General features: G+C 39.3%; 18 protein-coding genes and 1 pseudogene. 8 read left to right on the top strand and 11 right to left on the bottom strand.

From position 1 onward, the window contains the following. Nucleotides 1-96: 96 nt before the first annotated feature. On the top strand, nt 97-546 hold the full coding sequence (locus AC504W_RS03505) for a YlqD family protein (RefSeq protein ID WP_015112570.1): 450 nt from the start codon (nt 97-99) through the stop codon (nt 544-546). Nucleotides 547-584: 38 nt separating this feature from the next. Here the strand turns inward: AC504W_RS03505 and AC504W_RS03500 are convergent, their stop codons facing one another. From AC504W_RS03500 to AC504W_RS03480, 5 genes are all read right to left on the bottom strand, one after another. Next, on the bottom strand, nt 585-1,127 hold the full coding sequence (locus AC504W_RS03500; RefSeq protein WP_494879538.1) for a hypothetical protein: 543 nt from the start codon (nt 1,125-1,127) through the stop codon (nt 585-587). A gap of 218 nt (nt 1,128-1,345) precedes the next feature. Continuing rightward, nucleotides 1,346-1,753, bottom strand: coding sequence for a VOC family protein (locus AC504W_RS03495; protein WP_044499852.1), 408 nt, complete (start codon nt 1,751-1,753; stop codon nt 1,346-1,348). Nucleotides 1,754-1,779: 26 nt separating this feature from the next. Next, nucleotides 1,780-2,379, bottom strand: coding sequence for a MiaE family protein (locus AC504W_RS03490; protein ID WP_494878551.1), 600 nt, complete (start codon nt 2,377-2,379; stop codon nt 1,780-1,782). A gap of 483 nt (nt 2,380-2,862) precedes the next feature. Next, nucleotides 2,863-3,579, bottom strand: a complete 717-nt coding sequence (locus AC504W_RS03485) for an SDR family oxidoreductase (RefSeq protein WP_494876277.1) — start codon at nt 3,577-3,579, stop codon at nt 2,863-2,865. Nucleotides 3,580-3,678: 99 nt separating this feature from the next. Then, the gene (locus AC504W_RS03480) at nt 3,679-4,386 is read right to left on the bottom strand and encodes a diacylglycerol/polyprenol kinase family protein (protein ID WP_494876276.1); all 708 of its coding nucleotides are present in this window, start codon (nt 4,384-4,386) and stop codon (nt 3,679-3,681) included. Nucleotides 4,387-4,397: 11 nt separating this feature from the next. Between AC504W_RS03480 and AC504W_RS03475 the strand changes: the two are divergent. Further along, nucleotides 4,398-4,541: pseudogene (locus AC504W_RS03475) on the top strand (DUF2887 domain-containing protein); the annotation flags it as partial. 13 nt (nt 4,542-4,554) lie between these two features. Here AC504W_RS03475 and AC504W_RS03470 read toward each other — a convergent pair. Further along, complete coding sequence (locus AC504W_RS03470; RefSeq protein WP_494878549.1) at nt 4,555-6,306, bottom strand: DUF3685 domain-containing protein; 1,752 nt, start codon at nt 6,304-6,306, stop codon at nt 4,555-4,557. 103 nt (nt 6,307-6,409) lie between these two features. Between AC504W_RS03470 and AC504W_RS03465 the strand changes: the two genes are divergently transcribed. Further along, on the top strand, nt 6,410-9,436 hold the full coding sequence (locus tag AC504W_RS03465; protein ID WP_494876275.1) for a pentapeptide repeat-containing protein: 3,027 nt from the start codon (nt 6,410-6,412) through the stop codon (nt 9,434-9,436). A gap of 54 nt (nt 9,437-9,490) precedes the next feature. Here the strand turns inward: AC504W_RS03465 and AC504W_RS03460 are convergent, their stop codons facing one another. Beyond that, nucleotides 9,491-9,940, bottom strand: coding sequence for a Fur family transcriptional regulator (locus tag AC504W_RS03460; protein WP_096583848.1), 450 nt, complete (start codon nt 9,938-9,940; stop codon nt 9,491-9,493). A 471-nt stretch (nt 9,941-10,411) separates the two neighbouring features. Here AC504W_RS03460 and AC504W_RS03455 point away from each other — a divergent pair, with 471 nt between their 5' ends. Next, entirely contained in the window at nt 10,412-10,678 is a 267-nt protein-coding gene (locus tag AC504W_RS03455) for a hypothetical protein (RefSeq protein ID WP_015112584.1), read from the top strand. Between the two features lie 77 nt (nt 10,679-10,755). Here AC504W_RS03455 and AC504W_RS03450 read toward each other — a convergent pair whose 3' ends face one another. Then, a complete protein-coding gene (locus tag AC504W_RS03450; protein WP_494876273.1) occupies nt 10,756-11,379 on the bottom strand; it encodes an FMN-dependent NADH-azoreductase in 624 nt (207 codons plus the stop codon). Nucleotides 11,380-11,886: 507 nt separating this feature from the next. Here AC504W_RS03450 and AC504W_RS03445 point away from each other — a divergent pair. Then, nucleotides 11,887-13,782 (top strand): S8 family serine peptidase, encoded by a 1,896-nt coding sequence (locus AC504W_RS03445; protein WP_494876272.1) that lies wholly within the window; start codon nt 11,887-11,889, stop codon nt 13,780-13,782. Between the two features lie 122 nt (nt 13,783-13,904). Here AC504W_RS03445 and AC504W_RS03440 read toward each other — a convergent pair whose 3' ends face one another. Both AC504W_RS03440 and modA read right to left on the bottom strand, forming a co-directional pair. Further along, a complete protein-coding gene (locus AC504W_RS03440) occupies nt 13,905-14,621 on the bottom strand; it encodes a PEP-CTERM sorting domain-containing protein (RefSeq protein WP_494876270.1) in 717 nt (238 codons plus the stop codon). Nucleotides 14,622-14,696: 75 nt separating this feature from the next. Next, a complete protein-coding gene (modA, locus tag AC504W_RS03435) occupies nt 14,697-15,611 on the bottom strand; it encodes a molybdate ABC transporter substrate-binding protein (RefSeq protein WP_494876269.1) in 915 nt (304 codons plus the stop codon). A 358-nt stretch (nt 15,612-15,969) separates the two neighbouring features. Between modA and ilvD the strand changes: the two genes are divergently transcribed. Next, a complete protein-coding gene (gene ilvD, locus AC504W_RS03430; RefSeq protein WP_494876267.1) occupies nt 15,970-17,661 on the top strand; it encodes a dihydroxy-acid dehydratase in 1,692 nt (563 codons plus the stop codon). Between the two features lie 79 nt (nt 17,662-17,740). On the opposite strand, the gene AC504W_RS03425 is transcribed toward ilvD, so the two are convergent. Beyond that, on the bottom strand, nt 17,741-19,123 hold the full coding sequence (locus tag AC504W_RS03425) for a sensor histidine kinase (protein ID WP_494876265.1): 1,383 nt from the start codon (nt 19,121-19,123) through the stop codon (nt 17,741-17,743). Between the two features lie 86 nt (nt 19,124-19,209). Between AC504W_RS03425 and AC504W_RS03420 the strand changes: the two genes are divergently transcribed. Next, nucleotides 19,210-19,902, top strand: coding sequence for a response regulator transcription factor (locus tag AC504W_RS03420; RefSeq protein ID WP_494876264.1), 693 nt, complete (start codon nt 19,210-19,212; stop codon nt 19,900-19,902). A gap of 823 nt (nt 19,903-20,725) precedes the next feature. Further along, nucleotides 20,726-22,309: a peroxidase family protein gene (locus AC504W_RS03415; RefSeq protein WP_494876262.1), complete on the top strand. Its 1,584-nt coding sequence runs from the start codon at nt 20,726-20,728 to the stop codon at nt 22,307-22,309. Nucleotides 22,310-22,839: the final 530 nt, after the last annotated feature.

Raw genomic sequence — 22,839 nt, 5'->3', positions numbered from 1 at the left:
TGCTGAGTGCTGTTAGCGGTAGCGGGGCGTTTAGCCCGTGCTGAGTATCAAACCTCGATAATTTCCACTGCAAACTTTATAGAGTGAACGCGAAATATGGATGTCTCCAACCCCCAACTACTTTTGAAGCGCATCGTCAACGTCAAAGTTATTGTTACTCCCCTCTGGAGAGAGGAAGTACAACAGCAATTGCAAGCCCAGATCAATCAACTTGATCAGCAATTGCAACAACTTGACCTCGAAGGACAAAGAGCGATCGCCGCCATTCAAAAGCAAAGTATCCAACCACCTAGCCCCCAAACTCTGCAACAAATTGACAACATCCAACTGCAAGTTAATCAAAAGAAAAGCGAATTCCTAGAGCAAAAAAATCAAATGCTGCAAAACCTTCAGCAAGTACAGATGCTGGAGTTAGATCAAGAAGTCAACCAATTTCAAATGGAAGGATTTTTCCGGGTAGAAAAAGGTGATAACTTAATTAGCAAAATGCAGGTAGAAATCGTCATGCGCGATGGCATTATCGAAGATATTCGCGGCGATATCTAAATAAAGTATGAAGTGTGAAGTCTGAAAGTATGAAAATTTTATTCTTCACACTTCAGATTTTTACTCTGATTTAATTGTTTGCTGTGGCGACTTCCAGGTTTACATTGTACCTGGGAGCCAGCCCAGATAATTTCCCACACAGGCGGCGAACTCACTAAAAGCGATCGCCCAAAGGTATTCATCTCTACCCGATATTTAATCGCATTGACTGAATTACTATTTTGGGGAATGTGTGTAATGGTCACTAGGGCTTGATTGTGCTGGGGATAAATCACTTCTATCTTATCTATCCCCTTTTCTGACCCTACATCTTCAATCGCATTTAACGCTAGTGTTTCTGGGTCACTCCCTTGGCGAGCCGCATTCAGACTTTCTAATGGTATAGATTTATAGTTAATACGCTCTGGATCAACCACAAGGTTTTCAGTATGTTGCATGACTGAAAATTGCGGTTTTACTGGATTTTCAGTATGGAAAACTGTTACTGAATTTTGGGGCTGAGTGATATAAACACTAATAGCAGCAGTAACAATAATACTGAGTAGTAAAATCCGCAGAAACTTCCACTTTCCTGAAAGCATAAGCTCACAAAAATTTCCCACAGATTAATTGTGAATTGTGAATTTTAAATTGATGTTAAACCTCTAATTATTTACACTTCGCTAAGAACAAAATCCTGATACAAGTGTAGAGTAGAGCAGAATATTGTCAATATTCCCAAGATCACATCTTGTAGATCATGGATATCACGCAGAATTGCAGAAAATTTATCCATTGTGTAGTTAGAGACAGCAAAATCCTAATTTACTGACCCCAGATTACTAAAGATCTCAATCAAATTCCCATCAGGATCACGAAAATGTGCCGTGCGGAGTCCCCAGGCTGGACGATCTAATGGTTGGGTGACAACTATAACGTTGCGTTCTTTGAGTTTTTCGTAGACTTCATCCACGTTATCAACGGCGAAAACTAAAGCCATTTTGTTTTGACAATCAAAAGCCGAAGGTAGATAAGCACTAGGTATTGCTTCAGCCATGAAGTCTTTTCTAAATAATGCCAGTTTAAGGTGAGATCCAGTGTGCAACTCAGCATAGCCGCTATTTTCATCACCCCAATCAATCCAAAAGCCGAGTATGTCACGGTAGAAGAGAAAACAATCTGTGTAGTTGGTTACTAGCAGCCTGATATGTGTTAACTGAAGCATGATAACTATGATGTCTATTAGTGAATATACTAACTATGAATTCTTGGCTCTGGATGCAAGTTTACCAGCAGATCGCTTTCAACAATTGCTAACTCATCCAGCCGTTGCTGGACGATTTCGCGGTTAAAATAAGTATCTGCTAAAACCCAGTATGTACCAAAGTGTCTTGCTTCCGATGCCATTAAGCTTTGATAAAATTTAGCTAATTCTGCTTCAGGACAGTGTGTAGCTAACAGTCCTAGTCTTTCGTGACTGCGGGCTTCTATTAAGCCAGTAACGAGTAAGGAATCTAAAAAACGGTCTGGTTCGTTGGGACGGACAGCGGCTTTTAAACCAGCACCATAGGGAGGTGGTGATAAAGGTGCTAAGGGTATGTTGCGGCGTTCTAGCCACTGGTTGACAAGTTCAAAGTGTTCTAATTCTTCACGAGCGATCGCAGTTAATTCCCTTACCATTTTGGTATTGGAAGGATAGCGAAACATAAAATTTAACGCCACCCCTGCTGCTTTGCGTTCGCAGTGAGAATGGTCAAGCAAAATAATATCTAAATTTGCGATCGCTTGTTCTACCCAAGCATCAGATGTCGGCTGCTTGAGGGCGTTGATAGTCGGTAATGCAGAAGTAAGCACAGGCTGAAATTGAAGAAATTGCAATCCTGCTGAGTATCCCAGCAAATCGATTGTAATAGCCAATGGGGTGAATTAGTGTGGGCGATCGCTGAAGAGACTGAATATTGTGGTTTAGGAGTGTAAGAGTGACTTCAAGATAATTCTTTACGACCCAAATTAAGTAAATCACCAAAGCAAAGTAATTTTCCTATGTTGTTACATAAGTATTGTGGTTGAAGTTTATCAACCCTACTTTTTTAGGAATAATTATCTACTGCTTTGGTGCTTTTTTAGCGGATATTTCCGCCATAAGGGTAAAAGTAAAGGGCATATAAAGCCTATAATAGCTGCCTAAAAATTACTGTATCAGCCCACACCATTTGCTCAGATTTCTCATTGATTTTGCCCGGCGATCCTATGTCAGGAAAATCTTATACTTCACCCAACTTTGTACTGTTAATTATCATGAATTATTTGTATTGATAAATAACTAAATATAAAATTTTACCAAGCAATTGGTTGGCGATCGCGGAAAAATCCCCCAGTAACACCATCATCTTTAAGGGTAGCCAGCCAGACAATTGTATCAACGCCTTGTTCTGGTGTACGTGGTGCATTAGCGCCACCCATATCAGTTTTTACCCAACCTGGACATACAGAATTAACTAATATATTGCTACCTATTAATTCACTGGCAAAAATTCGGGTTACAGCATTTAAAGCTGTTTTAGAAATGCGGTATCCAGGGGAACCTCCCTCCATATCTGTTAACTGTCCCATTCCCGAAGAAACATTAACTATTCGTCCGTAATTTTGTTTCTTCATTAAGGGAATTAACGCTTGAGTAACTCGCACAACACCATAAACATTTGTATCAATTGTTGTCTGCAAAGTATCAATTTTGGTATCAATAATGCTATCGCTTCCTGCTTGAGCATCAATATAAATACCTGCATTATTAACCAGTGCATCAAGTTTGCCAAACTGCTGATCAATAAACTTAGCTAAATTTTGACTACTTTCATCACTGCTAACATCTAAAGTATAAGCAATTACATCTAATCCCTCAGCCTGTAACTTTTGCGCGGCGGCTTTACCTTTATCTTCGTCTCTGCTGGTGAGAATTACCTTATATCCTTGTTTCGCCAGTTGACGAGAAGCTTCAAATCCCAATCCACGATTTCCACCAGTGACGACAGCAACTTTTTGGTTTGTACTCACGCTGATTTTCTCCCCATCATATTTTTGTGGTGGCAATTTTTAAGATATAAGAAGTGAAAAGACATCACACCCATCGTTTGACAGAAACCAGATGATAAATTAAATCTGCATCAGCACCCAAATTACGCCCGCAGTAACTAGAGGCACACCAAGGTTATCTGTACCAGATGGTGATATAGCTTCAACTAAAGTTGCAAAACTAGCACTAACTAATGCTATTAATAAAGCCTTGCCGATACCAACAGACACAGCTAGGGGGCTGAGAAAAGAATTAGGTAAAAACATTAGTACCAAAAATATTGCTGTTGCACTAGCTAAAAACATCGCCAATGAACCTTCCCAAGAACGCACAGATGAGCCTATTTGATATTGATGTTTTCCGAAACGTTTACCAATTAATGCAGCTAAAGCATCTCCCCAAGTCATAGCCATAATTCCCGCTACAGCAATGGGGACATGATCAACTGAATCATCTGGTCGCCAAAAAAAACCAAAAAGGATGGTAACTGAAATTGCAAAATAAACAGTACCTGGGGAACTATCTTCAGTATCCATTGCACCGATAATTCGATAACGATAAAGTAGATAATTGATGAAAATAAAGGTGGCAAAAGGGATAATACCGATTTGCCAATGTTTAAACAGCAACAGCACACCAAACACCCACATCCCCGCACCAATATGGATAACCTTGCGAGTTAAATCTGGCTTGACACCAAATAGCCTCCGCAGTCCTTCACCAAGGGCTAATAAACTCATCGCGTAGGTGTAAGATGCTGCTAATCCGATCAGATCACTGTTATTCATTATTTAATTGAATGCGCCGCGACTCGATATTTTACAAGCTATTTCAACAATTCCCTAGTTTACTATTTGAACTGTTGCAAAATCCGGTAGCCAATGCAGAGGCGTATAGATTTGATTCTGTAGCTGTTAAAGAACCTAAATTTGAAATCGATGGTAATGACTACTTATTTACTTTGGCCTTTCGCTGTTGCGGTTGAAATTTTTATCTGGGAATGACACACTACCGATACCTTGCAAAATCCCACGACCGATTAAACCTAAACCACGACCGATAATTTGAGTCAGCACAAAGACAATACCACTCCCTAAAAAAGATAATAGGGATTGTAGGCGAGGAGCGATCGCATCCCAAAATTCTAGGCCTAGCGTTACCAATAAAGGAACTCCCGAAAGCTTGGCTAATTCTGCATTTCGCGGAGCATATATCGAAGTTTTAGCAATCCCGCGCGGTGCTAATACAAACAACTCATAGCGGCTTTCAAAAATTGCTTTAGCTTCATTAACATAATTATTTAAACGATATTTCCATGATAATTCATTTCTAAAACGTTCAATTTCTCGCGTGGAAATTAACTTTCGAGTATAGAAATTTTTCTTAATCGCTTCTACATCGGCTAAATAATTTAACAGTGGTTGTAATACTCCATTACCAACCTGAATCAACAAATTCTCTAAAATGATTAATGCCTGATATTTAGCATCATCACTATCAGCTAAATAAGCATGATTATCAATATATAAATCTGTCTGAAACAGTAAATAAGAAAATAACTCTAATACAAAAGGGATTTTATTTAATATCTCTGTTTGAATAACTCTAGGATGTTGCAACAATACATTTACAACTGCAATACTTTGCTGCCCGACTTGCACTTGGGAAAATTTACCGAAAAAATCTGTAACTGTGGCTTGCCAAACATCAAATAATATAGTGTTTTTGTATCCTTCTAACTGCTCAATTGTAATTTGAGCCGCACGTAAACTATCTAACTGTGTAGCTATTTTTTGTAATATTAAATAAAGTAAATCACGTTTTTTCGCTTCATATAAAATATCAATCTCTAAAGGAACATCTGTAACGTTTTCCAAGGGCGATTGTAGCTTATTAATACAAGTTGCAAATAACTCAAATTGCAAATTAATTGGGTTAATATCTGGTAGCAAAGTTAGTGGTTGTTCCACATCTGTTGTGGCAATAGCACTACTAGATAAAGGAATAAATGGCAATTCTTCAGGAGAGGAAGTTAATTGTTGCCTTTGTTGGGATGAACTTAAAAATTTATTGAGTAACCAATGCGCCGCTAAAAGTTCTCGCCGTTGTCCAGCCAGCACAGCCCGTTCTAGTATTGGTAAACCTGGGGTTTGTAATTGTAATGTAACTTTTGCTAAGGAATTATTAATATAATTAATTCCCGATAAACACTGATTATACCATAGCCGTAATAAAGGCATCTGAGGCGGTGGAGAAATATTAACTGGAGAAGGATTGGTATTTAATACCCAATAGGAATCACCTGTTGCTATTTCTGCTATGACGGCAATTATTTGAGATATGGGAGTACCTTTAGGGAGATAGCCATTGATCCCAGCTACCTTAGCCGCAGTCAGTATTTCTGGGTTTTGGGCAGAACTCAGCAGTAAAATTGGCAAAGTGGGATATGTAGTTTTGAGCAAACGACACAATTGTAAACTTTGTAACTGACTATCAACAGAACGACCGTTGCCCAATTCCAAAACCACTAGATTTACTTGGTTGGGGTCTGGATGAGCGAATTCTGCTAGTCTTTGCAAAGCAGCCGTATCGGTTTCTACTTCTGCTACAACTTGCCAATCAGCTATTTCTTCTAAAGCTATCCGCAGTCCCAAGCGAAAAATAGGATCTTGGTCAATTAGTAATATTTTGAGAGGGCGATCGCTCATCATTACCTGAGACACTAAGGATATTCTTACTCATTGTCACCTGTTTTCGTCCACCAATAAATGAATCATAATTACATAGGCGGAGTCTTAATTGTGTAATTAAATGAACCTCAGTATTCGGCAATGGTTGGCAGAACGCCAGATTGAAATCCACCAAATTAGAGCATTTTCCCTTGGTCAATTGGCGGGAGTCGCCTACCGGATTGTCCAAGATATGGAACTCAAAAGCCTTGCACCGCTTGATGTCTGTACCTTAGTGGAGGTGTTAGAACTGCCTTTGGGGTCTGTTTGGGAAGATATTAATGTCATCGCCCGATTAACAGAAAGCCTATTGCGTAGTCTCAGTGAAAAAAAAGCCTTAAAACGTAACGAAGGTACATGGTTGGCGTTTCAAATTGCCTATCTCCAAGCTTTACAACAGGTGATTCAACAAGAAGTCAGCCTGCAAAAACCTTGGCTGAATCGAGCCATGATTCCAACTCCCGCGGAAATATTGAAAGAGTTGATTAGCAAACTCAGTTTGCAAGATGTTCAACTCCAAGGACTTTTGAAAACTCTAAGTCCAGGTAAATTAACTGATACTCAAGCTGAACAAGCACTATCTTTAGTGGCAGATTCATTATTAGTACAACAAATGAATAATGCTACTGTAGCTTGGTTAATTGCCAATGGTGCTGAAGATTTAGAAGCAAAATTGTTAACGCAGCGTTTAACTCATTCCCTAAGTGGCTATTTACTCAAAGTTGTAGCTGAAAATGCACCGCAACTGGCACAATTACAAAAATTTTTCCAGTTAGGTTCTACTAGAAATATTTCCCCCTCAGAGCTAGGCACTTTGGGAATATCTACTAATTCGACTGTAGGAGACAAAATTGATTTATGTCGAGAAAATTATCGGGGGATTCTGCTTCAAAATCTGAGTACACCTTTATTTATAGAATCTTTTGCACTCAAAGATATTTATATTCCTCTTAAGGGTTTAGTCACAGATAAAAGTAATTCTCCATCAGTATCTGTTGATTTAAAAAAATGGGTGCAAGAACAGTTAGCAGATAGCGAAACAATTACTGTCATTACATCAGAACCGGGATATGGTAAAACCAGTTTTTGCCAAATTTGGGCAGCAGAAGTAGCACGAGAACTTTATCCTGTTTGGATGCCAGTAATTATTAGATTGCGTGAGATTCAGTATGGCAAAACTTTAGCAGAGACCCTTAATTCTGGTTTTCTTTTAAATAATCAGGCTAATTTAAGTGATTGGTTTGAGCAAGAAAATCCACGATGTTTGTTACTTTTAGATGGTTTGGATGAATTACCTGCTTCTAGTTTAGGCACAAGGGCAAAGGCAATTTTTCTACAGCAGCTAATTGAATTTCAAGCTGAAGCTAAACATAAAATTATATTGACTAGTCGCAAAAATACTTTAGAAGAAATTGACTCCGATATATTATTGCAGTTACAACAAATAGTTATTCAACCATTAGAACAAGAACAATTAAAACAATGGTTTCAACAGTGGGCAATTTTACAATCATTACCCATCGCCCAAAATTTCTTTACATTCTTAAAGCAATCTGGTTTATTTGTCAGTAATTCTAAGTTTCCCGAACTTTCGGCTTTGGTGCGCCAACCTTTGATGTTGTATTTGCTAGGGATTTTACACCGTGACGCACTCATAGATGATGAAATATGGCAATTAGCTCAATCAAATAGCACTTTTACTGTAGTTTGGGAAATTTATTATCGCCTAAGTCGTTGGTTATTAGGCTATCCCGCAATTGGTGGGATTAAAACCATGCTATTGCGTTCTGGTTCGGCTCACATTCATCGTACACAAGAAGCGATCGCCAATTTACTCTCAGGCAGTCATCCCCAAGATTTATTAAACCAAATGCAGGCGATCGCTCTGCAAATTTTACACAGCGATCGCGATCAAATTCACTTACCGAAAACTTCTCACCCTCACACCCTACCAGCCTTCTACTTCAAAACATCCCACTCCACACTTTTGGTAGAATTTTCCCACCCCAAATTAGGTGAATATCTCTGTGCTGACGCTATTGCTGATCAACTACAAATCTTGACTCAGCAGCAAAAAGATGCCTATGGAACCCTGATTTTTTGCCTAGATTCTCCTCAGAGTGTTGCTCAACATCTATATAAACTACTTGGTTATGGTGTGTTGACTAGAGAAATCAAACAACTGGTAATTGAAACTTTACTACACCAGCCTAAAAGCGATTTTTCTCTAGATTTATTACTACAACGTCTAGAATTATTTTGGCATGGTTACTGTCAGGGTCGTTGGTTGAATGAAGGAATTGTTCATCAAGCTTGGGATTATTTCCACACCCTACATAATCCTATTAATGTTGAGCAAATTAATGCCAACGTGGGTATAAATATATTTTTATTATTATGTGCTGGCTATCGAGTTACAAAAGTTGCTTTTTCCCCTTGCGGTAATCCTGATAATGTCACTGAATTTTACCCAGAAGCTTTGACGATGCTGATGGGTAAACTGGCAATTTTATCTAATCATGTTTTAGTCCGGCGAATTCTACCTCAATCTTTAATTGGACTTAATCTCTCAGGCGCATCTTTGTCACAAATGATGTTAGCTAAAGCCAATTTTGAACAGACAAATTTTTCAGGTGCAAATCTCAGTTATGCAAATTTAGCTGGTGCAAATCTCAGCCGGGCAAATTTAACTGGTGCAAACCTCAGTTATGCAAATTTAAATGGCGCAAACCTCAGTTATGCAAATTTAACTGGTGCAAATTTGACTGGTGCTAATCTCAGAAACATTAATTTTGAGACTGTCAATCTCACCAATGCCTGCTTATTTGATACTATTTTGAATGAGACTGACAGAGAAATTGCCACAGTTAATGGTGCTGTATTCTCTTTGGAACAGTTTTACACCCTGAAAAAATTACTTTCACAAAAATCTTTAATGAGCATCACCCCTAGCGCCGATAAAACGGAAGCTTGGTTGCATAATAATTCTGATATTCAAGGACTTGAAGGTTTGCAAGGAGAGACAATGGTCTCCGTAGATCTATATGATGATGATGATGATGTCGAAGATGAAACGGTATTTAGTGTAAATCCTAATGATTATGATTAGTCATTGGTCAATAGTCCATAGTCAAAAGTTATTTTTCTCTACACTCCTACACCCTTACACATCTTCTGATGGATGGCGATAACCATAAAAGTTAATACTATATTCCGTGATTTGTACGCCTGTTTGTTCTTCAACTTGACGGAGTAATTCTGCTGGTAATTCTATGTGAACATCTAGAATTTGATTGGTATCGAGACAGTTGACATGGCTGTGAGCATCACTAATGTTGCCATATAAACGGCCATCACAGTGTTCGATACACTCAATAATGCCTTGGCTTGATAAGGCTTCGAGGTTTTGGTATACAGAGGTATGGCCAATGTCTTTGCCTTCTTGGTTAAGGCGATCGTAAATTTCTCTAGCAGATAGATGCTCATTTGCTTGCCACAGCAATTCTAAGACAAAGCGGCGCTGGCGGCTAACCCGCATACCCAGCATTTGACAGCGATCTAGTGCATCTTCTAAGGAACGAATTGGTTTTTTAGCTATCGTTGGTTTTTGCATATTAGGTTTGGCTAACTATTCTGGAAATTGGGTATTTCCATGTTTAATTTTTCTTTTTGATATAAAAAAATATTATATGCTGCTTGTTCGCCTCAACTGTGTTGTTTTTAGCGATCGCTGCACAACTTACAGTCTCAAATAATAGTATTTACAGTTTGTTGATGGTTTACTCATCATATTCTTATCTAAAACAAACTCATTACAACTTTAGCTTAAAATTCAAATTAATGTCCACCTTGAGATAGGTGTAGTTTATATGACGCAATCTAGTTTAGGTTTGTGTTCTACCCTGGGGAAAGTCGCTAATCTCGGTAAAATTTTTATCTTCTTTTCTGAATTAAAATTGAGCAAAAAGCCTTAAAACTGTCTCTCAGCGGCGATTTCGGTAGTTAAACTGGTGAGATTAACAAAAAGAGCGAGTATAATCGGTGACTGACAATTGACAGTCTAGTTATCCTAAAGGGGTATTTTATGTCAGACCAATTTACCTTTACCGTTACAAATGACACCGACCTAGCAATTACAGAGTTGTGGGTATCTGTTGATGATGAAGAGTGGCTTCCATTTACCTTGAGTGATGACGGGATTCCATCAGGTGAAACAGCAACAATTGCGTGGGCTGAATATACCAATGATTCTCCTTGTGAATGGTATATCTCTGCTGTATTTGAAGATGAATCAGAAACTGATTCAGCCTTATTTAACTTTTGTGAAGAACCCGCTTTAACAATTGGATAAAAGCGATCGCAAAAATTGCTAAGGGCGCACAGATGTACGCCCTTAACTTTTATACAACTAAATAAAATTGCATATCTTTACCAGTTAGCCACAGCTTGAGCGATCGCGTCTTTAGCAGCTGCTAATGATTGTTGACGAGCATCATCACCTAAATTGAGGCTATCAGCATGAATAAATGTCACATCTGTTAGACCGATAAAACCCAAAATAGCGCGGAGATAAGGTTCTTGATAGTCATAAGCTGCAAAGGGTGTACCTGGAGGAAAAGTCCCACCACGAGATGTAATAATTAGTACTTTTTTGCTGCTATCAACTAAACCCTTATAGCCGTTCGCATCAATGGCGAAGGTGCGACCAACACGAACAATTTGGTCAATGTAAGCTTTGAAAGTAGAAGGAATATTCAAGTTATACATTGGTATACCAAAAATATAGCGATTGGCCGCTAGAAACTCATCAATTAAACTATCCGAAAGCTTAATCGCCTCAGCTAATTCGGGTGTGTGCTTATCTGGTGGTGTAAAAGCCGCAGCTATCCATGATTCGTCTACGTGGGGAACAGGATGATGACCCAAATCTCGGTAACTAACTGTATCCCCTGAATGAGTATCTTTCCAAGATGTGATGAACTCATAAGTGAGTGCGCGTGAAACAGAACGTTCACCACGAGGACTAGAATCAATGTGTAGGATATTTGCCATAAATAAAGCCTAAAATCAGATTATTACTCAAATTTGTTGGTTTGAACGAGCAGTCAAAAAGGTGACATCAGAAATCTACATCAGTTCACCAGAAGCGCAGAAAGTCTGTCAAGTCAAGCCCACAATCGTCAGCATCAGTGATGCAAGCATATTATACTGGGCTAAAAGCATGACACGGTAAACTGATATTTGCTGCCTATCTAGCTGCATAAGATTTTATGTTTGTTTAACAGTCTTAAGTTAAGAATGTTCAACTTGAACGGAGACTAACTATGCTTGTTATACCAACCAGATAAACTAATTACCAACTTTAATGGTATTATCTAAAAAATCTTGACTGAATTAAGCTTCTGCGGTGTGGCTAAAAGAATAATTAATCTAAGCAGTAGGTTTGTAAAAATGCTTGCTGCTGAAAATTTGGTGTGCGAAAAAACAGACCAAATTAGATAATTTTTTACTTAATTCCAGTCAGATACCAGGGCAATATATAAGTGAAAATATTTTGATATGCGTTCTGAACAAAAAAATATAAATTTTATTTCTAGCGCAACTAGTAAGCATAATATTTGGGAAAATCATCTCCATCAAATCAGCTTAATTTCTCCTGAAAAAACCAGCCATAAATTTCTAAATTATCGGAGTTATTCATCTGCTTTAGCATCCAGTAATGTTGGCTCTGATATCACTAGCTCGAATCAGCAGAATAACCAAGAAAATACTCAAGCGATCGCACTGATATCTGCCCAACCAGACTTAATAGTACAAAATGCTGTAGCTCCAGCTTCAATAACTGCTGGTAGTACAATTAACCTGAACTATCAGATCAAAAATAAAGGCACGGAAAATGCTTTTTCTAGCTACACACTTTTTTATCTATCCCATGATCAAACTGTGAGTGATAATGATGTGTATTTAGGCTCAGACTATGTTGATAGTATTGCCGCAGGTGCGTATAGTTCAGAGTCAGTCGCACTCAAAATTGAAAATAATATTGCTGCTGGTAGTTATTATTTACTTTCTCAAGCTAATGGTAATGGAGATGCTCTTGAAAGCAATGTAAATAACAATACTTTTGCTCAGACTATCAATGTGACTCAGACGAAGACAGATTTGATCATTCAAAATGCTGTCACTCCTACTTCTATATCTGTGGGAGAGAGCTTTAAAGTAAGTTATCGTGTCAAAAATCAAGGTATTGGCAAAGCCTTTCCTAGCTCTACAACCTTTTATCTATCTAGAGATAAAACAGTGAGTGATGATGATTTGTATTTAGGCTCTGATGAAATTGCTAGTCTGTCCGCAGGTGCTTACACTTCTAGAACAGCCACTTTTAGCATTGAGAAGAATGTCGCCCCAGGTAGTTATTATCTGTTGTACAAAGCAGATGCTAACAACAATGTGATTGAAACAAATGAAAGTAATAATGTTACAGCTAAAGCGATCGCACTCAAGAATAGTTTTAGTTCAATTAATGGTTACGGCTTGATTAATGCAGCCGCAGCCGTGGCTCAAGCTTTAGGTCAGACGACTTTTGCAGATGTACCTGATTTGGGCAGTCGTAATTGGGGCGCAGACCTGATCAAAGCGCCAGAAGTTTGGGCTAAAGGCTATACAGGCGCAGGAATTACTGTCGCAGTTATAGATAGTGGTGTTGACCGCAACCATCGAGATTTAAGCTCTAATATTTGGAAAAATACCAAAGAAATTGCTGGCAATGGTAAAGATGATGACGGCAATGGTTATATTGATGATGTCTACGGTTGGAACTTTGTTAGCAATAACAATAACACCCTAGACAAAAACGGTCATGGTACTCACGTTGCAGGTACGATCGCTGGCGTAAAAAATAGCTTTGGTGTAACTGGTATTGCTTATAATGCCAAGATTATGCCAGTGAAAGTTTTAAATGAAAATGGCTCTGGCTCTGATAGTGCGATCGCTAACGGTATTCGTTACGCTGTGGACAATGGAGCAAATGTGATTAACTTAAGTATTGGCAAGGATCAGCCAAATACAGATATCCAATCAGCTGTTCAATATGCCAGTAGCAAAGGCGCAATTGTCGTTATGGCTGCGGGAAATGCCAGTGCTTCCACACCATACTATCCTGCCAGCTATGCCAAAGATTGGGGGCTGGCGGTGGGAGCAGTTGATCAATCTGGGAATATGGCTGATTTTTCTAATTTAGCTGGCTCTGAACTCATCAGCTATGTTACAGCCCCTGGTGTTGGCGTTTATTCTACACTTCCTGGTCATAAATATGTTGCTTGGAACGGCACATCAATGGCAACTCCTCATGTTGCTGGGGTAGTAGCTTTGATGCTCAGTGCGAATAAAAATCTTACTGATGCTCAAATACGTAAGATAATCACAGCAACCGCAAGCAATAGTTTGACAGCATAATTTTCAGGAGGTAGGAGGTAAGAGACAATCCTGATGAAGCAAGTAAACATCAAAAATCTCTTTCTCCTACACCCTTACACTCCAATCAATGTTTTTGGGAAAAATTTATTCCCCATCTAGCATTAACAACTCACAGCTTTTTTGCGCTTGAGCCATCCGCCTAGTAACCCAGCAAGGGCAATACCACCAATAGTTGTTGGTTCAGGTACAGCTTGGTTTCCAGAACCCTGTGAATTATCATCTTCTACGCGGTAGACACTGACATCATCTAGGTTTAACCAGTCATATCCAGTGTGACTAGCAAACTTTAACTCTGTAACTCTTGATGTAGCCACAAAGTTAAGGGTGTATTTTTGGAAATTCAGTAGAGAATCAGGATTTAAGGTGAGGTTTGTTAGTTCTAACTGCTTTTGTCCACCGACAAATACTTGAAATATGTTATCAAGACGAGGCGCTTCTTCTACAGAGGCTAAGTAAAAGCTGAGTTGATACTCGTTATTCTTTTTTGTAGCTAGATTTTGGGAAAGGTACGCCAAAGTTCCAGGCGGAGTGTAGCCAAGTTCGACACTACGAATACCATTGGTTGCTGGGTTGGGATAATTTGACAAACGATTAGCAAAGATATCAACACCAATCAGACTATTATTATTCCAACCAGTAATAAAAGGATTAGGTAGAGTGGGGTCATAATCAGGATTTACGAGTGGATCTGCCTCAAAATCTCCATTCTGCACTAGATTTACGTTTGTCGCTTGCGCTTGGGGAATGTAAGCACCAGTAATAGCAATGGCACTAGTCATACCAACAACAAGCAATCCTATATTTTTTGCTGATTTCATCAGATTTAACTCCAAATAGTTTAAATTTCACGAGAATAAAAAGTTACTGAAAAAGCGATCGCAGATTTTCTGGGTTTAGGGAGTACCAAATCCACGAGTAGTCAGCCTACCTCTGGCTGTAGAACTTGATAAGAAGTTGGCAAAACTAGTTGCAGCCGTAAGATTAGTAGTTCTGTTGAGTACAGCCGCCGGATAGACAATCGAACTGTGACAGTTTTGTGCCACGGTTGTGATGAAGGTAGTACTATTAGAAATTCTTTGGTCAGTTGTGTAAACTAGACCTGCATCAATTGTGTTGCCACTAAGTGTTTTATTTTGTACTGCCGCCAAGACGTTACGGACATTACTCGCAAATACTAGCTTGTTGGCAGTCGTACTATTTAGGAGTGTGTTGTAGCTACCTGCACCACAACCACTGAGGGTGCTTTGGAGAGCTTGTTGAGCATAGGCTCCGGCGGGTACGGTTGCGGGATCACCGATAGCAATCCCTCTAATGCCAGTTCTGGGAGGACTGCTGGTGGTGCTGTTTGTCAGTCTGTCAATACCTGCGATCGTTGGACTTGGCGCTGGAGCAGTCGGCGTATTCGGTCTAATTAAGACCAGACGGTTAGTTGCAACAGTCACAGGCCAACCTGAAGCCAATTGTCCTGCTGCTTGCAGGCTATTCATTTGCGTGGTCGCTGCCGAGATAAAAATATCTGGGATACCTGCTGACTGATTTGCTGGCAAGTTGATTTGATTGAGCAACGCACCAGAAGAATCAAAAGTGTTGACAAAAGTAGCTCCTAAGCTAGGGTTAGCGGCAATGAAGTCACTTTCAATTTCTGGCAATACTTCTGATAAACTAACTGCGGCAAAGACTCGTAAGGTAACTGCCGCCTGTGCCTTTTCGGTTGTCTGATTGAGTAGCGGTAAGCCGATTACTAACAGCAAGCTGGTAATCGCCGCAGCTATCCAGGTGATCAAACCTCTTCTTCGAGTTAGAAACATGCTGAATCTTTTAGTTGGTGTAAGGTTGACGCAGGCGTATATTACCAACCACAGGGGTGTTTACCAATATATTTGGTAATAATACTATAAGTAATCCTACCAGGGTTGGTAGTTATTACCAATATATCTGGTAATTAAATCCTGACAAAACACTGTGGTCAAAAGAGGCAGGGGAGCAGGGAGCAAGGGGGAGAATATTTCCCCCTTGCTCCCTGCCCCCTTCCCCGAAGCCTCTTCGGTGGAAACTCGGCAATAAATAAATGATCAACGCTGAGGTTAATACTCTTGTGTGCTGCGTTGGCATGAGAAAATCAGATAATACGATCGCAATACAAGCGATAAAGTCAAAGGAAGAAAGATGTCGGATAATTTGAGAAGCCGGGTTGTAACACAGGGTGTACAGCGATCGCCAAATCGAGCGATGCTCCGGGCTGTTGGGTTTGAAGATGCCGATTTTAACAAGGCAATTGTCGGTATTGCCAATGGCTACAGCACTATTACCCCTTGCAATATGGGGATAAATCAATTGGCAAAAAGGGCAGAATCTGGTATTAAAAGTGCTGGAGCTATGCCGCAAATTTTCGGTACAATTACCATCAGTGACGGGATTTCGATGGGAACTGAGGGGATGAAATATTCCCTCGTGTCAAGAGAAGTGATTGCCGATTCCATTGAAACCGCCTGTACAGGACAAAGTATGGATGGCGTGTTGGCCATTGGTGGGTGTGATAAAAATATGCCAGGGGCAATGCTGGCGATCGCCCGGATGAATATTCCCGCGATTTTTGTCTACGGTGGTACAATCAAACCCGGACACTACAACGGTCGTGATTTAACTGTAGTCAGTTCCTTTGAAGCAGTAGGACAATATAGTGCTGGCAAAATTGACGAAACTGAATTAACAGCAGTTGAACAAAATGCTTGTCCTGGTGCTGGTTCTTGTGGTGGGATGTTTACAGCTAACACCATGTCATCGGCATTTGAAGCAATGGGGATGAGTTTACCTTATTCTTCGACAATGGCGGCCGAAGATGCCGAAAAAGCCGACAGTACCGAAAAATCAGCGTTTGTTTTAGTAGAAGCCATTCGTAAGCAATTATTACCCCGACAGATTATCACCCGCAAATCTATAGAAAATGCTATTTCTGTAATTATGGCCGTCGGTGGTTCTACTAATGCAGTATTACATTTTCTGGCGATCGCCCGTGCGGCTGGTGTGGAATTAACCATCGATGACTTTGAAACTATTCGCGGACGAGTTCCCGTACTGTGCGATTTAAAACCCAGCGGTAAGTATGTAGCGACAGACTTACACAAAGCTGGCGGTATTCCTCAAGTTATGAAAATGCTGCTGGTACATGATTTGCTGCATGGTGACTGTATTACCATCAGTGGTCAAACCATTGCCGAAGTGCTTGCCGATGTGCCGAATGAACCCAGGGCTGACCAAGATGTAATTCGCCCTTGGGATAAACCGATGTATGCTCAAGGTCACTTGGCAGTTCTCAAAGGTAATCTCGCTACTGAGGGTGCAGTGGCTAAAATTACCGGGGTGAAAAAACCAGTCATTACCGGCCCCGCCAGAGTATTTGAATCAGAAGAAGCTTGCTTGGATGCGATTTTGGCAGGCAAAATTAAAGCTGGTGATGTGATTGTGATTCGTTACGAAGGCCCCAAAGGCGGCCCTGGAATGCGGGAAATGTTGGCTCCCACCTCCGCAATTATTGGTGCTGGCTTGGGTGATTCTGTCGGGTTAATCACCGATGGCCGCTTCTCCGGCGGGACTTACGGTATGGTAGTTGGTCACGTTGCACCAGAAGCAGCTGTGGGTGGAGCGATCGCCTTAGTAGAAGAAGGTGATACCATCACCATTGATGCACCATCGCGGCTCTTACAGTTGAATATTTCGGATGAAGAATTAGCGCGTCGCCGTGCTAATTGGCAACCCCCAGCCCCACGTTACACTAAAGGTGTATTGGCGAAATATGCCAAGTTGGTATCTTCCAGTAGTTTAGGTGCAGTGACAGACTTAGGTTTGTTTGATAGTTAATCAACCGCAGATGGACGCAGATAAATAAACATAATCTCTGCGTCTCTGCGCTATGCCAATGCTTCACCATCTGGCATCCTTACATGTTTTCTTGAGGAATCATAATCGTAAATGTCGTACCTGTACCTACTTTACTTTCTACGATAATTTTTCCTTGATGTAGCTCTATACATTTTTTGACAACTGCTAACCCTAACCCTGTCCCAGCAATATTTTCAACATTTTGGCATCGGTAAAAAGGCTCATAGATTTTATGTTGCTCTGCTAATGGAATACCAATTCCTTGATCAATAACTTGAAAAGTTATCAGATCAGCTTCAGATTTTAGTATTAAATAAATTTCGGTTTCGTTATTTGAATATTTGATAGCATTTAATAACAAATTGCTAAGAATAGAATACAAAAGCCTTTCATCAAAATTGGCTTTAAAAATAGAACCTATTTTTTGAAATCTTATCATATTTGCTGTTCTAGCAAAAAGCTGTAAATCTTCTACTAAATTTAAGCAAAAGTTTTCTAAATTTATCACTTGTAATTTAAAATCTAACTGACCTGCTTCGGCTCGCGTTAAAATTAATATATCCGTTAATATATGATTCATAATTTTAGCAGAAGATTGAATCCGAAAAATATTCTTTAAGTGCTGTCTATCTACTAAATTTTCGAGACTTTCCTTTAATAACTGTGCTGAAAGTAAAATTATACTTAATGGTGTCCGAAATTCATGAGAAATCATAGAAAACAATTGAATTTTTAAATCACCTATTTTCTTTTCTTGAGCTAAAGAAGATTCTAAATCTCTAATTCGCTCACGTTTAATCCATTGCTTTTCCAGAATTATACATAAACCAAGAATGATGATTAAAATTAAAAACGTTGTAAAAATTTCTATAAAAACTCGGAAATAAATACTTTGTTTTGATTGCTCTAATGAATCTTGGAGATAAGTTTGTTCTTCTGCTTTAATATCTGCTATGACATTTAATATTTTTTCTCGAATCTGAACACTACTAACGGTAATATCATTTTGTATTAACATTGCTTTTTTATCTTTTTGGTAAAGTTCTATAGATTGCTCTAACAGAGATAATCTCTGATTGACTAATAAATTTAAACTTACCAATCGTTTTTCTTGACTACCATACGGATGTATTTGTTTTTGTAATATTTGCAGTTGAGAGCGCATATCTGCCTTGGCATGATAATAACGCTGCAAATCCTGACTACTACCTAAAAAAATATATCCTCGTCTAGCTGATTCTGCGGAAGTCATTGCTCCATAAAAATTTGTCAAAGTATTGAGAGTTTGATATGTCTGCTGCACCCTGTTAGCTCCATATTTGATTTCATCTGTGTTCTTCAACGAAATAAAACAGATAATTACCATTAGCAACAAGGTTAAACCAAAACCTCCCATAATCCATTTTCCTGGGAAAGTCCATTTGATCAATTGCTGAGTCATAGATTGAGTTAAACAATAGTTACTTATACATGATAAATTTAAGGTATTGCTAATATATTTGCCTGTTACTCAATAAAAGATCAAATATGCGAATTTTAGTAGTTGAAGATGATATTCAACTCGCAGAAGTACTAGCAGAAGCACTCAATAGACGGCAATATGTGGTGGATATTGCCAAAGATGGAGAAGCAGCTTGGAACTCTACACAATCCATGAAATATGATTTAATAGTCCTGGATATCACCTTGCCTAAGCTAGATGGAATTAAGTTTTGTCACCAGTTACGTACTGTCGGCATAAACAATGCTGCACATCGTAATGCAACTATACCAGTGTTAATGTTAACAGCGCGTGATACCGTAGCGGACAAGATTGCTGGGTTAGATGCTGGTGCAGATGATTATGTAGCCAAGCCATTTGATTTAGAAGAGTTAATGGCTAGGGTTCGTGCGTTACTTAGACGAGGTAGTTCCAGCAGCACAGTGAGTCTGTTTTGGGAAAAATTGTATCTAAATCCCAGCACCTATGAAGCTACTTACGATGGCTATCCCCTATCATTAACTCTCAAAGAATATGCAATTTTAGAATTACTGGTTGCTCATGGTAGACGAGTACTAAGTCGTTCTAGCATTATTGAACAAGTTTGGTCAGTTGATGAATCTCCTGTTGAAGAAACAATCAGATCCCATATTAGGTGCATTCGACAAAAGCTGAAGGCGTTAGGTGCAGCAGAAAACTTCATTGAAACTGTTCATGGACTAGGGTATCGCTTGAAATAGTCATCATGATGCTCATCTCATCAGCAGCGTTGAAAACTTAGCTATGACTATCTACACGAATTATACACAAACTCTACACGAGGGTTGCATATCAATATAATATTATGATATTTGAACTTAAAATTATAAATATAAAATTCAATACTTAAAAATTGAATTTAGTATTAAATCGTCTCTATTTAATGATTTATCAGGGTTCATAAAATTTACGTGATTTGGAGTCATTAAAGCAAACTAAGTTGACTACGCTTATGAATAAATATGATCGTGGTAGTGGTAGATATGACAATCTGCTTTTAATTAATGAGCTTTGTTCATCTATTACTTTCTATTCGTCAATCATCACCAAAATTAATATAGGACTTACGTAGTGAGATAAGCAATCAAGGATTTTAGGAAGGGTGTATGGATGTATGTACCCAACACCCTGACACCAGGTAAACTCATGCGTAAGTCCTATAAATAGAGTCCGAATATCATATACCTTCACGTTAATTAATTTTAAATTTTTAAATAAGCTAATAAAAATCTCTATTTTCTCTGCAAAAATAATTACCAATGTCCTGTAAGTTTGCTGTTGTTATACATTTTAATTGGCAAATTTAGCACAGGTTGATGTTGGATTAGCTTGCAAAGATAAAGGTTTAATATTGCCTTTAGGTTTTTATTATTTTTGTGTTTTCCCTTGTTTTTAAAAGTAAAATCCGAGATTACTTCTGTGTTTTACAAAGACTGTGGCTGACGTAAATGGATAGAGTCAGTTTTGTGCAGATGTCATAACTGCACACACTTGGTTTTTTGTTAAATAGTCCTAATGAAAATTATGAATAGCCCAAAAGTTAAAGGCTCAAAAGATAAAGCACTCTTGAAAAAGAAAATACTTTCTGTGTTAGCGATCGCTATTACTGCTATTTTTTCTATCGGTGTGATAGTGGGTGGTTTTCTTGACAGAGAAGTGAAAGCACAGTCTGTTGATGCGACTCTACCCAGTAGATTCGGCCGGATGTTTCGTAATCTACCACCCTTTGCGCCACCCAGCCCGATTGTTAAAAATGCTCTGATGGAAATGGGTAAACCTGGGGGAATCTTAGATGCTAAAGACAATTTAGCCGCAGGGCCAATAGCCCTAATCACTGATCCTACTCTCAACGTTAACAATCCCAACAACCCTACCCATACAGCTGGTACAACCTTTATGTCCCAGTTTTTGGATCTTGACATAACCTTTGATACGACATCTCGACTTGGCCAAGTAACACCTCCAGTCTCGGCAACGAACTCTCGAACCGCAGCCTTTGACCTTGATAATATCTACGGTTCTGGGCCGATAGGTTCGCCAAATCTATACGACCCTAAAGATCCAATTAAGCTGAAACTTGAAAGTGGCGGCTTGTTTGAGGATTTACCAAGAGACGCAAACAATCGAGCGATTATTGCAGACCCACGCGGTGATCAGCATCTAATTATCAGTGGGTTGGTAACTGCGTTCTATAGCTTTCACAACCATCTGGTGGATTTAGTTAGATCTCAGTCTCCTAATATCTCGAACGATGATGTTTTTCGTCAGGCTCGTCAATTGACCACATGGCACTACCAATGGACAATCCTCCATGAATTTTTGCCCCTGGTAGTTGGTCAGGATATGGTAAATGACATCTTAAAAAATGGGCGTAAATTTTATAATCCCTTGCCAAATAGAGGATTTATCCCAGTTGAGTTCCAAATTGGTTATCGTATCGGTCACAGTATGATCCGGCCTTCTTACCGAGCCAACTTGGCTGGTGACAATGGCAAGCCCTTCTTCGCATTCATTTTCGATCCTTCTCAAGAGGGAAAACCTGATCCAGATGACCTCCGTGGTCGAGCAAGAGCAGCACGACGCTTTATTGGATGGCAGACATTCTTCGACTTTGGAGATAATCAAGTCAGACCGAATAAATTAATCGATACGAAAATTTCTAGCCCACTGTTTAACTTGCCACTTCAGACTATTGGTTCAGGTACTCCTCCGACTTCACTTATCCAACGTAACCTGCTCCGACACCTGACTTGGCTACTACCATCTGGTCAAAGCATCGCTCAAAAGATGGGTGTACCTGTACTAAGTAAGTACGACTTGGCCGAGCTTCGGAGTATTTACCCTACCTTCGATACCTCCACACCACTTTGGTACTACATGCTCAAAGAAGCTGAACTGAAAGAAAAAGGCTTACATCTAGGCCAAGTTGGTGGTCGGATTGTGGGTGAGGTAATGATCGGTCTGCTTCAGGTTGACCCAAATTCTTATCTCAATGTAAATCCGTCTTGGGTGCCGACTTTACCAACTAAAACTGGCAAACCTCAAGATTTTCGGATGACTGATTTGTTAACTTTTGCTGGTGTAGCTCCAGTTAGTCGTGGTCAGTGACGTTATTGTCGGACTTTTCATACCATAGTTTGGTTTGTTTCCGCCGACCTAATTACGACTAATACCGTTTCACTTTAAGTTTGATACAAATAGACCGCAGGGGGCAGGGAGCAGGGAGCAGAGGGAAAGAATGAAAAACCCATAAATTTGTATCATTTTTTTCGTGAAATGGTATGAGCATCTGGATACAATATCCAAAAAGTAAAGAAAGCAGGTGAGCATAACTCACCTGCTTTTTGCTTTTTTATAAATATTCTCGAAATTTACCTTTTCCTAGTATTTCCTTAACCTTGATTCAGTAAATTTTCGGGGACTATTGACACAAAAAAATTACTCTCATCTTAAGTTGCAGTATATACAAAAACACTCGATGCAGTAGTGTGACAGGTCTAATTTGGTTCCTCAATCATCTGAGACTCCAGCCAGATTTCTAATTTGGTTATTTCTTCTTCTGCCTTATTGAAGTCTGATTCTATGTTTATGAGCGAAGTACATTTGTCTATCGCTCTCAATTTTATGTTTCTGCAAAG

Source organism: Nostoc sp. C96 (genome assembly GCF_059384975.1).
This window is presented reverse-complemented; position numbering and strand designations above follow the sequence as displayed.